The following is a 13,799-nucleotide window of genomic DNA, read 5'->3' as shown; positions in this document are numbered from 1 at the left end:
AAGGTAAAATGTATAAATATCGCTTAGACTTCATTCAAATCGGCGCCACGTGTGATGGAACACCTCATGAATCAGCTACAAAGAAAATTTAATCCGCACCGAAAAAAGCTTAAAAACCTCAGCACTCGCTTATTTAAAAGCCGTGATTTGATCTTATCTCAGACCACGCCATACGACATCGTGGCACGTTATAAGTATGCGCAGATTCGCTATTACGCTTCGCCAGATAAGCAATATAAAGAGCCGCTGGTTTTTGTTGCGCCTTTAGCAATTACCATGTCGATTTATGACTTATATCCTTATCGCTCTTTAGTGAAACATTTTCAGCATAGCGGTTTTGATGTGTATTTGGTTGATTGGGGACAATTGACCTATCAACATTGTCATTTAAATTTTATGGCTTTTATTCAGGATGCAATCCCTAATTGTATTCAACTCATTTTACAACACGCCAAAGTCGAACAAATTTCACTACATGGTTGGAGTATGGCGGGTATTTTTGCCATGCTTTATACCGCCGACCAACAAACAACTCATATTAAAAACTTGATGGTTTTGGGTAGCCCTGTAGATAGCTATGCTTCGGGGCGGGTTGGTAAACTCTTTCAACTGACCAATCAACTGATTTCTAAATATCCCAAATTGCAACATGCCTTTTATTCAGGAAAAATTCCAAAGCATTTAATTCATACACCGGGTTTAATCAATGCGATTGGTTTTAAGATTTTAGACCCTAGAGCATGGCTGGAAAGCAATACACAGATGCTGTCGAATCTGCACGACTTACAAACCTTGCATGAAAACGCAACTTTAGCCAATTTTTTAAATAATATGATTGATTATCCGGGTGGGATTAATCAGGACATGGTATTGAATGTATGGCTGCAAAACCCACTCAAACAAGGTCATATTCAACTCAAACAACATCAGATAGACCTTAAAAATATTCATTGTTCACTTTTGGTCGGTGCGGGTGATAGCGATCAAATTGTCACTGCTGAAGCTGCTCAACCTTTATGTGAATTGACAAGTAGTACCGATGTCACGTTTACTCTTATTCCAGGTGGACATTTGGGTTTAATGTCCAGTCAAAAAAGTGCCAATGAATTCTGGCCTAAACTGACCACTTGGTTAGAACAACGATCTAGCAAAATTGCATAAAGAGAGCAAAAACATGATTCAATCTGTTGCATTTATTGGCTTAGGCGCAATGGGCTACCGCATGGCAGCCCATTTACCTAAACATTTTGATACGGTCTATGTCTGGAATCGTAACTTTGCCAAAGCCGAGCAACATGCTGCTGAATATGGCACACAAGCGGTTGAATTGGCTCAAGCGGTGCAAGCAGATATTATTTTTTCTTGCTTGCCCACCAGTACCGAAGTTGAAAACCTGATTGCACAAGTTCAACTTAAAGCAGGTTCAGTCTGGGTCGATTGCACCAGTGGCGTACCCGAAAGTGCTAAAAAATTGGTACAACAACTTGAAGCACAACAGATCGACTTTTTAGATGCACCTGTAAGCGGACAAACCATTGGTGCAGAAAATGCCACATTAACAGTCATGATTGGCGGTAAAGCTGCTGCTTTTGAAAAAGCCCTACCTGCAATTCAGGCTTTTGGTAAAGTGATTCAGCATGTGGGTGAACCTGGTGCTGGCTTTGCCGTAAAAGCGGTGAATAATATGTTAATGGCAGTGAGTTTGTGTGCTGCAGCTGAAGGTTTTACCACCTTAAAAGCACATGGCGTAAACTTAAATCAGGCCTTGCAATGCATAAATGCTTCAAGTGGTAAAAGCGCAGTAACGGAAATGATTTTGCCGCAGCGAGTACTGAATCGCGCTTTTCCAAATACTTTTGCACTCCCTTTACTGGCTAAAGACACAGGTATCGCATTAGATTTAGTCCATGAAGCAGCTTTGCCTGCACCTGTATTGGCTTTAACCCAAAGCCTGATTCAAGCAGCGAATTTAACCGCAGAAAAAGACAGTGATTTTTCCACTGCTGTGAAAATGTATGAATTATGGAGTAATATTACCCTAGAGTAAGAACTCGCCATTGAATATACAGCCATAAACCCAATAATGTGTATTAAGTGGCTAGTCACACCATCATTAAGTAGAGGAAACTCTTATGAACAAGTTTAGCATTGCCGTATTTGCAAGCCTTGCAACTTTAATTGGGGCAAGTTCAACTACTTTTGCATCTGAACAAGAATGTCAGAAACTGAAAAATGACCACGATGTTATTTATGCATCTAAAGGGTTCTGCTTCAAAGACCCAGAAGCTAAAGCACGTTTTGGTAATGACAACTGCTATACAACCAAACCTAAGTTTTCTGAAAAAGAACAACAACGTCTTGACGCAATCAAAGAACGTCAAAAAGAACTGAACTGTAAATAACCGTTCTGAAATATCAAAGCTGAATTTAAGGAATCATAATGGCTTACGATGATCAAAATATTTTTGCAAGAATTCTACGTGGCGAACTTCCTGCAATTAAAGTGTATGAAGATGACCAAGTGCTTGCTTTTATGGACATCATGCCGCAAGCCGATGGTCACACTCTCGTGATTCCTAAAACGCCTGCAGTGACTTTATTGGATTTACCCGCAGATGCAGCAGCCTATACTATTCAAATTGTGCAAAAAATTGCGAAAGCAATGGAGCAAGCTTTGGGTGTAGATGGTATCGTGTTAATGCAATTGTCAGGTACTAGTGCAGGTCAAACTGTCCCTCACGTGCATTTTCACTTAATTCCAACCTCGGTTCATCAACTTGGGAAACATGCTGCACAAATGGGCGATCAAGAAAAAATTAAAGCCCAAGCAGAAAAAATTAAAGCAGCGCTTTAAAAATTTCAAAAATGTCATACAAAATGAATGGAGCAACTGCTCCATTTTTTTCATCTCATACTTTAACCCTGCATTTTTTCAAGCAGTTTATGACAATAGCATTTCAGTCTGCTTGCAATTAAGTTATTCATTTCATATATTTTTTCTAAATTTAAAAACTCAGTCACTAAAAAAATGCGAATAAAAGTAAGTTTTTGATCTAATTTGTACTTTTTAATAATTTTGAAATATTTCCTTAATATTACTGTCGCATTTGTAAGGAATACTTAGCACCAATAGTGAACAGCGGTAGATCAACCCTACTTCTGAACAATGTTTAGGACTAAAAAACAATAGTCTGTATTGGAGCTACACATGAAAAAAACGCTTTGCGCATTAGCAGTTGGGGCAACCTTTTTAACACCAGCATTAGCGATGGCTGCTGATGTTAAAGTTTATGGTCGTGCACACGTATCTTTAGACTATCTTGATGATGGTAAAGACTACAACGAAGTTGGTCTTTCTTCTAACTCATCACGTTTAGGCTTCAAAGCTGAACAAAAATTAGAAAATGGCATGACTGTTTTTGGTCAAATTGAACAAGAAATTAACTTTGCTAGCGGTTCTGCAAATGATGATTTAGAGTTTGCTACTCGTGATACTTTTGTAGGTTTAAAAGGTGACTTCGGTCAAGCGCGTGTAGGTCGTTTTGACAGCCCATTTAAAGCTGCACGTGGTCCAGTCAACTTCTTTGGTGACCAAGTTGGTGACATCCGTAACGTAACTCGTGCTGGTAACTTACGTTTTGATGAGCGTAATGCTAACTCAATTGAATATAAATCACCTAAATTTGGTGGCGGTTTTAATGTTCTAGCTGCACTTTCTTTACATGAAGGTAATAGTGCTGGTTTCACATCTACAACCTCACAAAAAACTACAGTCATTAATACTGTAGACGGTCCAGTTACAGTTGTTGTTCCAGGCACTACAACAACAAATACTAAAGCTGATCGTGATGATAAAGCTTATGACTTAGCTTTAACTTATAAAGAAGGCAAAGTCGATTTTGCTGCTGCTTATGAGCACTATGAAGAAGATGCTGGTCGTGGTGAGCGTGATGGCTTCCGTATTGCCGCTGCATACAAAATCACACCTGAGTTAAACGTTGGTGCTTTATATCAATTGTTAACACATGATAATGAAACTGCAAACCCAGATGCACAAGTATTTGGCGTAGCAGCGGATTATAAAGTTACACCGAAGACTTATGTACGCGGTCAAGTCTTCCATCGTGATGTAGATGCAGATGATGCAAATGCAACATTATTGGCTGTGGGTGTAGAGCACCGTTTAGACAAGGCCGTACGTGTATACGCAAACCTTGCAACTATGCTTAATGACAAAAAATCTAACTTAACACCATGGTCACAAGGTCGCTCAAACAACGTTGGTGGCGTGAATGACGAAGATGCTTTAGGTCTTTCTTTGGGTTTCCGTTACGACTTCTAAGTCTAACCAAACTTAAAAAACCAAATAAAAACTAAGCCAACAAACTTGCTGGCTTAGTTTATTCAAGTCAGTTTTGCAAAGCTGAATTTTTCAATATTAACGCTTTAAAAATCCAGACACTAAATTCATGACTTGTTGAATATCATCATTGGCTTCTTGTTTGCTAGTTTGCTCACCTTGTGGTGTCAATGAATCAATAATTTGCGGCAATACTGCAGAAATCGCATTATAAATATCTTGCTTTGGCGCCTGAGTTTGCTGTGCGACCTGCTCTACATCGGCATCATCAAATAAACTTTGTACTTGTTCAGCACCTACATGCGCATTTTCACCTGGGCCTGTAGACACCCAATCATCCACCTGACTGGTTAAGCCTTGTCCTTTGAGTTTATCCAAAGCACCTTGCAAGCCACCCTGTTTTTGAATCCATGCCAACACCAAAGGCAAAACTGCAATCAATAAACTTTGTGTACCTGAAGCACCTGTAGCAGAACGCTGTTGTTGCCCACCTAACTGACCTAGTACCGAACCAAAAATGCCACCCAAGCCGCCTTGCGCAGATTGTTGGTTATTACCACCAAGTTGCCCCAAAACCGAACCTAAAATACCACCCAATCCGCCTTGAGATTGATTAGATTGCTGATTCGCGCCCAATGCCTGCTTTGCTAAAATTTCAACAATATTGCTTAAATTGGTCATTTTATTTTCCTCATAATGCCCTTATGACAGCATACGAAGTTTTGACTGAATTGCGCGCTTGAAATTGTTAAATTTTGCAATATCCTAAATTTATGTGAATTAATTATCATTATTAGAATTTTGTGATCGTAATTCAGCACTTACCAGCGGAATTTATCCCAATTTTCAGGGTTTGCCCAAAACTTAGAATTAAACCAATCAGGCACGTGCTTATAAGTCAAAATATTAAATTGCCATAAGCACAAATGATGCTGCTCAAAGCGATGTTCAATCAATTGCGTAAAACCAAGTGCTCTAAGCAATTGCTCATCTTCACGTGCAGCAATTACCACAATACGCTTTGCCAATAAATCACGTAGCTTTACCAAAATTTGCGAGGTGTGTTGTGGTGTCTGCGCAGCAAAATCGGCAGCATCTAAAAATACAACTGCCAAATCAAAACGTTGGGTAAAAGGCAGATTTAAAAATGCCAATGCGCTAAAATACTGCCATTGGATAGTTGGCTGCTCATCAGCCGCTTGATTGTTATACTTCGGGCTTGCTTCAATATTTTGCCCTATACACAATGCAGTAGAAATTGGCTGTTGTTGAGATAAATCATCAATTAATGCTTGAATTAAACGCATTTCAGCCATCACTGCATTCCTTCATTTTCGAGAGAGTATTCTTATGGAACTACAAGGCATTTGCCATAAAATGCACGCAGGTCTTAAGGACCATAGTGTAACTGATGAACAGGTACACAAGGCAAATGTTGAATATAAATTTATTCTAGACCGTGCAGAAATTGACCTGCCTTTTCAGCTTGGGCAAGAACTTGAACTGGAATGGACGGGCAATATTTATTGTGTTTCTTGTGGTGTGAAAACACCAAAATCCTATTCGCAAGGACATTGTTTCAAGTGTTTTAAAACCAAAGCATCTTGCGATATGTGCATCATGAAGCCTGAGACCTGTCACTATCATTTAGGTACCTGTCGTGAAGATAGTTTTGCTCAAGAAGTCTGCTTTCAACCGCACATCGTATATTTAGCCAATTCAAGTGCTTTAAAAGTGGGAATCACCCGTTTAGGTCAAATGCCAACACGTTGGCTAGATCAGGGCGCAACTCAAGCCTTGCCAATTATGAAAGTCGGCTCACGCCGTTTATCTGGGCAATTGGAAGTTATGTTTGGTACACAAGTCGCAGATAAAACCGACTGGCGCAAACTACTCAAAGGCGAAGCAGAGCCTTTAAACCTAGTTGAAGTGCGTGAACAACTGATTGAAGAGTTTGCACCTAAAATTCAGACCATTCGTGATGAGTTTAGTCAAAACCTTGAATTCAACGAAACGGTAGAGCTTTTAGATCAGGAACTTCCGCGTGAATTTGTTTATCCTGTAGAACAGTATCCTGAGAAAATTAAATCGCATAACTTAGATAAAACCCCAATTATTCGCGGCAAACTGCAAGGAATTAAAGGGCAATATTTAATCTTGGATACAGGTGTCATCAACATTCGTAAATACACAGGTTATGAGCTAAAAATTCGCGCTGAATAAATCTTGAAACTGCTTACTTAATCATTATTAGATGCACAAAAAAACCAGCAAATTTGCTGGTTTTTTTGTAGATGTTCATCACTTATTTGATTTTCGCTTTCGATTTCAAATATTCCGTATAGTCATCTAGCTCTTGTTGAGCACGTAATTGTTGATACAACTGCGCTAACTCTTTCAGTTGCTCAGGCGTTAAAGCATTCGATGTAGTATCGTTTACATTTGATACAGCTACCACCACCAATTCATTTGGTATAGATGCTGTTGTTACTGACCACATACCATCTTTAGGCGCAAGCACACTAAATGCAGCACGTTCAATTTCACGCTTTAACAAACCATCTGCACGGGTGAATGTGCCTGCATTTTCAAAACGGATTTGGTTTTTCGCCAAAACGGTCGCTGCAGGTTGAGTTTTAAAGGCATCCAACGCAGCTTGAATATCTTTTTTCGCTGCATCAAAGGCTTTTTTCTCAATCAGTTTAGCTTTTACGCGGGGTGTTGCTTCTTCTAAAGTTTGCACACCTGCGGCATGGTAATTACGCACTTTCACCCATACCACATCGCCATTGGCTAAAGTAATGTTACTCGATGCGTTGCGATCGCCATTTTTCACATCATCATTAAACAATTTAACTTTGACAGATGGCTGGCTTAAAACAGGATGCTGCGCCGCCAAAGTTAAACCATTAACAGATTCGACTTTGGCCGTTTTCACTTCTTCTGCCACAACATCTAAAGCATCACTACTCACCACCAATTCATTTAAGCTGTTGATGGTATCGGTATACGCATTTTCAGTTTTGGCTTTTTGCAACTCTGCCATTAAACGTGCTTTTTGAGTTTCAAACGCAGGGACTTGAACTGTAGCACCTTCTGTTTGAATCACATGATAGCCATATTGAGTTTTAATCGGCTGTGATACTTCACCAGATTTTAAGCTACCCACGGCTTTGTCAAAGGCATCGCCAAATACGCCTGCTTCATAACCTGCAACCTCACCACCTTTGGCTTTAGACTCAGGATCATCCGAATACTTTTGTGCAGCTGCAGTAAAGCTTGTACCTTGCTTAATTTCAGCTGCGGCTTGCTCTGCAAGTTTTTTAGCTGCGGCATCATCACGCGCATCGGTGGTGATTAAAATATGTTTCACTGTCGGTACAGCAGCACCTTTTTGAGTTTCGACAAACTTTTGATAAGCCTGTTGTAACTCTGCGTCAGTGACAGCCGTATTTGCAGGTGCAATATTGGCTGGAGTCACCACAATGTAATCGACATCAACGCTAGCAACCTGTTTAAAGGCATTGGCGTGCTGTTCATAATACGCAGCAATCTCTTGTGCATTTGTGATGATGTTTTTCTTGTAGTCATCTAACTTAATGCTAGATAAATGCAAAGTACGTTGCTGGGTTTGTAAATTGGCAATTTGCTGAATATCAGACGGGCTAACTAAAGCATAATCGGTAAAGCTAGCACTCAGCATTTTTAACGCATGGTCTTGGCGTAAATTTGCCACAAGCGCCTGATTGGTCATGCCTACAGATTGCAGATAGTTCGCATACAAGCTTTCAGAAAACTTGCCATCTTGTTGGAAATTCGGTTGCTGTGCAATCATTTGTTCAATTTGTGCATCGCTCAAAGAAATCCCTAATTTCTCAGCTTGTTGTAATAACAAGGTACGTGCAACCAACGTATCTTTGGCTTTGTTTTGAATATAATTTTGATTCAATAGTGTTTCATCACCATTGGTATAGGCCAAGTATTGTTCTTTCAAGGAATTGGTCAGATTATCTAATTCTCGTTTTGAAATTTGCTGACCATTGACTGTTTGTGCAGTGTCTTCAGACTGACCTCCACTAAAATATCCTTCAATACCTACAAGTGCTAAAGGGGTCAAGAACAAGACGAGCAAAACTTTGCCCAACCAACCCTTAATAACTTTACGAAAAGATTCCATAAGTATTCCAATATTTTATTTGTGCGAGATTTTAACTGAAAACCTTCAACGAATGAATGCGTTGAAGCCGTTTATTGACATTATTAATAAAAAACGCGCCAATTGGCGCGCTTTCTTGGCATTTTAAAAGATTATGCTACTGAATCTTTTAAACCTTTACCCGCTTTAAAGCTTGGTACTTTGCTTGCTTTAATTTCAAGTGTAGCACCTGTTTGTGGGTTACGACCTGTGCGAGCAGCACGCTCTTTCACATTAAATGTACCAAAACCAACGAGGGTTACAGTATCACCCGCTTTAAGCGCTTCAGTAATAGAAGCAATTGTTGCGTCTAAGGCCTTACCTGCATCAGTCTTAGACAACCCCCCTTTCTCTGCAATTGCATCGATTAATTCTGATTTATTCATGAAAATTACGTCCTCTTAATATCGTTTATTTAAGGTCCAGAGATTTAATTTAAATTACCGTAACGCCTTTATAGCAATGCTTTGAGGGTAAAAGCAATACTCCCTGCACGCTTTTATGCAAAATAAATGGTAAAACGATGGAACTATTAGCCTCTATTCAGTTTTGCCCTAAAATACCCGATGTATAATAAAGCAACATACTTTAAGCCCCCTTTGCACAGAATTACTTTTTCGCGACATCTTCTTTTAATTGTTTATTTTCTTCAATCAACGTATCGACTTTGGCATGTAATTGCAGTACCAATTGCTCTAAATGTTGTAGGTCTTTTGCTGTCACCAAGCCAATTCTATTTAAAGAATGATTGACGCTATGGTCAATTAAACGCTCAACTTTATCTTTAGTATCAATGACCGACTCTTTGGCTTTTTCAGACACTTTTTCAACTGTTTGATCGGCAATTTCTGTAGTTTTAGATTCTAATTCCTCACCCACCTTGACCAGAGAGTCAAACAATTTATTGCCTTCTTCTTCTGCGCGTGAAAATGCACCTAAACCTGCTAGCCAAATTTGCTTGGTATATTTACGAAAATCGAGTGATGATTTACGTCCTGAGCGTAATTTATCTTTATTTTTCAATGTGGTTTCTGATTCAAGCAAATGCTCTTCTACGCTATCCGTCGTTTTTTCCATGAACCTCTCTCCTGCTTATTTTATGCGCACATAAATGTAATAAACCTACAAAATGCTTTCATAATAGCAAATTAAATACTTGATCGTTTTGCTAAACTGTTCTACAAAGCAAGATTATTCGCTGCGCTTCTTAGAATGTATTCTCAACGAAGCGCAAAACAAGGAATTCAACTTTAGATTTAGGGACTTGATTTTATGAGTGATTCGCAACAAAGACAAAGTAATCCACATTTGTTGCTGACCATGCTCATGATTGTGCTGGAAACAATTTTTAGCTTTATTCTAAAACATGATCGTGTGGTCGCTTTGCAGGCTAAAAAGTTTGTCGACCAGAAAATCACCATTAAAATTAATAGCTATATTCCTTATTTCGACATTTACGTGGAATTCAATCCAAACGGCATCTTATTTGACAGCAAAGCACCTGAACAAGCTGTCGATTTAGATGTGCGCACCACCCTCATAGATTTATTTAAAATCTTTATTTTAGGTAATCGTCGCAGTATTAAACACATGCGTATAGATGGTGACATTACCCTTAAAGATGAGTTTCGTGATCTAATTTTGCATTTTAGTGCACCCAAAGTTTTAGCTGACTGGAAACAATGGCTGAAAGAAGCACCGCAAGAACAAGAAGTGATTGGTTCTAAAAAGCGCATTGCCCCACTTTTAGACAAAATTGATGAACAACGCTCTAAGATCAACACCCTACAAGTTGAGCTTAAACAGCATAAAAACCGTATTCGTCGGATTGAACGTCGTCAAAAGCGCATTAACATCGTCTTTGGTGTAATAACAGTACTATTAATTACGTTATTAGTGTATAATTTATGGATCGTTTAAACGCATTAAAATATCAAGAAAAACAGCGTAAATCCTCGCGCACAATATCACAATAAAATACTTGACTAATTTAGTCGGGATTCATAGAATACCCATATCTAGTCTAATCATGTGTATCGAATCATGCGCTTAACAACTCGCGGTCGCTACGCAGTGACTGCTCTACTTGATTTAGCTTTGCAGCCAACTGAACAAACGATCACGCTTGCTGAAATTGCAGCCCGTCAAACTATTTCTGTTGCTTATCTTGAGCAGTTATTCGCAAAACTTAAGCGCCACGGCTTAGTGTCTAGTGTTCGCGGTGCTAACGGTGGTTACCATTTAGCACGTAGTGCAAATGAAATCACTGTGCTAGAAATCATTGAAGCCGTAAACGAAACTGTTGATGCAACGCGTTGCGACCATAAAGGCAACTGTCAAAATGGTGCAATGTGCTTGACTCACGACTTATGGCAGGAACTCTCCCATCATATTGCCGACTATCTCGCTAAAATCTCACTTGCTGATTTAGTTGCGCGTGACAACGTACAAACTGTTGCCATTCGCCAGAACACAGCACCGTTTGATTCAGCTCTGTTATCGGTTACAGGTATTTGACATGAAACGTCCAATTTATCTTGACTACGCAGCAACCACTCCTGTAGATCCTCAAGTTGCAGAACGCATGATGGAGTGCCTGACTTTTGATGGGACTTTCGGTAATGCCGCTTCTCGTTCGCACGCTTATGGCTGGCAAGCAGAAGAAAAAGTTGAATATGCACGTGAACAAGTTGCGAACTTGATCAAAGCAGACCCACGTGAAATCGTGTGGACTTCTGGTGCAACAGAATCAGATAACCTTGCACTAAAAGGCGTAGCACAATTCTATTCGTCTAAAGGCAAACACATTATTACCTCTAAAATTGAACACAAAGCCATTTTAGATACCTGCCGTGAGCTTGAATCTGAAGGTTTTGAAATCACGTACTTAGAGCCACAACCACAAACAGGTTTAATTACACCTGAAATGGTTGAAGCGGCAATTCGTCCAGACACAATTTTAGTGTCGTTGATGATGGTCAATAACGAAATTGGTACGATTACCGATGTCGCTGCAATTGGCGAAATCACCCGTGCCAAAAAAATCTTCTTCCACGTTGATGCTGCGCAAGCTGCAGGTAAGGTAGAAATTGATTTATCTACCTTAAAAGTAGACTTAATGAGCTTCTCTGCACACAAAATCTATGGCCCTAAAGGTATTGGTGCGCTATTTGTACGCCGCAGTCCACGCGTACGCTTAAAAGCACAAATGCATGGTGGCGGTCATGAGCGTGGCATGCGTTCAGGCACACTTGCAACCCACCAAATTGTAGGTATGGGCGAAGCATTTGAACTTGCAGGCAAAAACTTGGCTTCTGAACAAGCCCGTTTACGTGTATTGCGCGACAAACTTTGGAATGGCTTGAACACCATGGAACAAGTTTTCCTGAATGGTCACCCAACACTAAACGTAGCCAACTATTTAAACGTCAGCTTCAACTTTGTTGAAGGTGAATCTTTAATGATGTCTCTTAAAGATGCTGCGGTATCTTCAGGTTCTGCGTGTACTTCAGCGACTTTAGAGCCATCTTATGTATTACGTGCACTAGGTCTTTCAGACGAACTTGCACACAGCTCAATTCGTTTCAGTTTTGGTACATACACCACTGAAGAAGATATTGATCATGTCCTAACTGTGACTAAAGCTGCTGTTGAAAAGTTACGTGAACTTTCACCGCTTTGGGATATGTATAAAGAAGGGATTGACCTTTCTAAAGTAGAATGGACTGAACACTAATTCATCCCAAATCTAATGGCTTTGACAGGAAGCCATTAGATTGATAAAGGTAATTTCACCCCCATATTTATATTAAGGCTGACCCCGAGGTTTGGAGAAGCGACATGGCTTATAGCGATAAAGTAATTGATCATTACGAAAACCCTCGTAATGTTGGCGTTTTAGACAAAAATGCTGAAAACGTTGGTACAGGTATGGTGGGCGCACCTGCATGTGGCGATGTAATGCGTCTGCAAATTCAAGTGAATGACGAAGGCGTGATTGAAGAAGCACGTTTCAAAACTTATGGTTGTGGTTCTGCCATTGCTTCTAGTTCTTTGGTTACTGAGTGGCTTAAAGGTAAAACTTTAGATGAAGCACAAGCGATCAAGAACATTGATATTGCTACCGAACTTGCCCTTCCACCAGTGAAAGTACACTGCTCTGTATTGGCAGAAGATGCAATTAAAGCTGCTGTAGAAGACTATCGCAGCAAAAAGACCAAAGCTTAATTTGCTAAGTTTTGTGGAAAAACAAACGGAGTTTTCATGATCAATTTAACTGAAAATGCTGCAACTCATATCAGCAATTACTTAAAGAATCGCGGTAAGGGTCAAGGTATTCGCGTTGGTGTGAAAACTTCAGGCTGTTCTGGTTTGGCTTATGTACTCGAATTTGTAGATGAAGTCGATACGCACGACCAAATGTTTGAACAGTTTGGTGTTAAAGTTTTCGTTGATCCGAAAAGCCTAGTTTACCTAGATGGCATGGAAATGGACTATGTCAAAAATGGTTTAAACGAAGGTTTCGAGTTTAACAACCCCAATAAAAAAGGTGAATGTGGCTGCGGTGAATCGTTCACGGTATAATGCCACCTCCCTCTTTTTAGCTTAAAACAGTGTACAATACACTGTTTTAATTGCATTTATGCAGCCAATTTTGCACACTAATCGCGGATTCCATCTCCCATGAATCATTTTGAGTTGTTTAATCTTCCTGTTGCACTCGATATTGATTTCGCTACTTTAAAAGCTGAATTTTTAAAGCTACAGCAGCAATATCACCCCGACAAAGCCGAAGACAAAGATCAAGCCTTGATTAAATCTAGTAAAATTAATCAGGCGTTTAAACAACTCTCTGCGATAGACAGTCGTGCTGCATATTTACTCTCATTGAAAAAGCAAGATTATCATCTCGATCAATCCATCCATGACTTTGAATTTTTACAAGATGCCTTGGAAATTCGTGAGCAATTGGATGATGCCAACTGTGCCGATGACTTACAGTCATTAAAGGTTGAAGTACAACAATGGGTTGATGGCTTAGTCCGTGAATTTAAAATTGACTATGCCGAAGAAGATTGGGCAGAAGCGCGTGACACTGTGCGTAAATTACGCTTTTTCATGAAAGTTATGGCTGACCTAGACAAAGCTGAAGATCGTTTCCTTGATGATGACAGTTTTGATTTAGACGATGATTTTTAATTTTAGTTTGTATTTTAATATTTAACGGGCAAAGGATTTTACATA

Annotated in this window: 17 protein-coding genes; 12 read left to right on the top strand and 5 right to left on the bottom strand. The window is 39.6% G+C overall.

The window, feature by feature from the left end; all coding sequences use genetic code 11:
* Nucleotides 1-66 precede the first annotated feature (66 nt).
* The 5 genes from CF596_RS05250 to CF596_RS05230 all read left to right on the top strand — a co-directional run bounded on the left by CF596_RS05250 (nucleotide 67) and on the right by CF596_RS05230 (nucleotide 4,342).
* Nucleotides 67-1,161, top strand: a complete 1,095-nt coding sequence (locus tag CF596_RS05250; RefSeq protein WP_096901445.1) for an alpha/beta fold hydrolase — start codon at nucleotides 67-69, stop codon at nucleotides 1,159-1,161.
* A gap of 13 nt (nucleotides 1,162-1,174) precedes the next feature.
* Complete coding sequence (locus CF596_RS05245; protein ID WP_096901444.1) at nucleotides 1,175-2,047, top strand: NAD(P)-dependent oxidoreductase; 873 nt, start codon at nucleotides 1,175-1,177, stop codon at nucleotides 2,045-2,047.
* An 85-nt stretch (nucleotides 2,048-2,132) separates the two neighbouring features.
* Entirely contained in the window at nucleotides 2,133-2,402 is a 270-nt protein-coding gene (locus CF596_RS05240) for a YARHG domain-containing protein (protein ID WP_004976631.1), read from the top strand.
* Nucleotides 2,403-2,440: 38 nt separating this feature from the next.
* Nucleotides 2,441-2,854, top strand: a complete 414-nt coding sequence (locus CF596_RS05235; protein ID WP_096901443.1) for an HIT family protein — start codon at nucleotides 2,441-2,443, stop codon at nucleotides 2,852-2,854.
* A gap of 354 nt (nucleotides 2,855-3,208) precedes the next feature.
* On the top strand, nucleotides 3,209-4,342 hold the full coding sequence (locus CF596_RS05230; RefSeq protein WP_096901442.1) for a porin: 1,134 nt from the start codon (nucleotides 3,209-3,211) through the stop codon (nucleotides 4,340-4,342).
* A 96-nt stretch (nucleotides 4,343-4,438) separates the two neighbouring features.
* On the opposite strand, the gene CF596_RS05225 is transcribed toward CF596_RS05230, so the two are convergent.
* Nucleotides 4,439-5,041, bottom strand: a complete 603-nt coding sequence (locus CF596_RS05225; RefSeq protein ID WP_096901441.1) for a YidB family protein — start codon at nucleotides 5,039-5,041, stop codon at nucleotides 4,439-4,441.
* Between the two features lie 140 nt (nucleotides 5,042-5,181).
* Entirely contained in the window at nucleotides 5,182-5,676 is a 495-nt protein-coding gene (locus tag CF596_RS05220; RefSeq protein WP_004976635.1) for a DUF6231 family protein, read from the bottom strand.
* Nucleotides 5,677-5,710: 34 nt separating this feature from the next.
* On the opposite strand from CF596_RS05220, the gene CF596_RS05215 reads away from it, so the two are divergent.
* Nucleotides 5,711-6,583 (top strand): DUF2797 domain-containing protein, encoded by an 873-nt coding sequence (locus tag CF596_RS05215; RefSeq protein WP_096901440.1) that lies wholly within the window; start codon nucleotides 5,711-5,713, stop codon nucleotides 6,581-6,583.
* Between the two features lie 82 nt (nucleotides 6,584-6,665).
* On the opposite strand, the gene CF596_RS05210 is transcribed toward CF596_RS05215, so the two are convergent.
* The 3 genes from CF596_RS05210 to CF596_RS05200 all read right to left on the bottom strand — a co-directional run bounded on the left by CF596_RS05210 (nucleotide 6,666) and on the right by CF596_RS05200 (nucleotide 9,632).
* Nucleotides 6,666-8,537, bottom strand: coding sequence for a SurA N-terminal domain-containing protein (locus tag CF596_RS05210; RefSeq protein ID WP_096901439.1), 1,872 nt, complete (start codon nucleotides 8,535-8,537; stop codon nucleotides 6,666-6,668).
* Nucleotides 8,538-8,668: 131 nt separating this feature from the next.
* Entirely contained in the window at nucleotides 8,669-8,941 is a 273-nt protein-coding gene (locus CF596_RS05205) for an HU family DNA-binding protein (protein ID WP_004976639.1), read from the bottom strand.
* Between the two features lie 223 nt (nucleotides 8,942-9,164).
* Nucleotides 9,165-9,632 (bottom strand): phasin family protein, encoded by a 468-nt coding sequence (locus CF596_RS05200; RefSeq protein WP_096901438.1) that lies wholly within the window; start codon nucleotides 9,630-9,632, stop codon nucleotides 9,165-9,167.
* Nucleotides 9,633-9,827: 195 nt separating this feature from the next.
* Between CF596_RS05200 and CF596_RS05195 the strand changes: the two genes are divergently transcribed.
* From CF596_RS05195 to hscB, 6 genes are all read left to right on the top strand, one after another.
* Nucleotides 9,828-10,475: a hypothetical protein gene (locus CF596_RS05195; RefSeq protein ID WP_004976643.1), complete on the top strand. Its 648-nt coding sequence runs from the start codon at nucleotides 9,828-9,830 to the stop codon at nucleotides 10,473-10,475.
* 123 nt (nucleotides 10,476-10,598) lie between these two features.
* Complete coding sequence (locus CF596_RS05190) at nucleotides 10,599-11,072, top strand: Rrf2 family transcriptional regulator (RefSeq protein WP_004976645.1); 474 nt, start codon at nucleotides 10,599-10,601, stop codon at nucleotides 11,070-11,072.
* Between the two features lies 1 nt (nucleotide 11,073).
* Entirely contained in the window at nucleotides 11,074-12,291 is a 1,218-nt protein-coding gene (locus CF596_RS05185) for an IscS subfamily cysteine desulfurase (RefSeq protein WP_096901437.1), read from the top strand.
* Nucleotides 12,292-12,395: 104 nt separating this feature from the next.
* On the top strand, nucleotides 12,396-12,782 hold the full coding sequence (gene iscU / locus CF596_RS05180; protein WP_004976649.1) for a Fe-S cluster assembly scaffold IscU: 387 nt from the start codon (nucleotides 12,396-12,398) through the stop codon (nucleotides 12,780-12,782).
* A 36-nt stretch (nucleotides 12,783-12,818) separates the two neighbouring features.
* A complete protein-coding gene (iscA, locus tag CF596_RS05175) occupies nucleotides 12,819-13,139 on the top strand; it encodes an iron-sulfur cluster assembly protein IscA (protein ID WP_004976650.1) in 321 nt (106 codons plus the stop codon).
* A gap of 99 nt (nucleotides 13,140-13,238) precedes the next feature.
* Nucleotides 13,239-13,754, top strand: coding sequence for a Fe-S protein assembly co-chaperone HscB (gene hscB / locus CF596_RS05170; RefSeq protein ID WP_096901436.1), 516 nt, complete (start codon nucleotides 13,239-13,241; stop codon nucleotides 13,752-13,754).
* Nucleotides 13,755-13,799 lie beyond the last annotated feature (45 nt).

This window comes from Acinetobacter sp. YT-02 (assembly GCF_002412355.1).
Taxonomy (GTDB): domain Bacteria; phylum Pseudomonadota; class Gammaproteobacteria; order Pseudomonadales; family Moraxellaceae; genus Acinetobacter; species Acinetobacter towneri.
The sequence above is the reverse complement of the archived record's forward strand: the minus strand, read 5'-3'. Positions and strand labels throughout refer to the sequence as shown.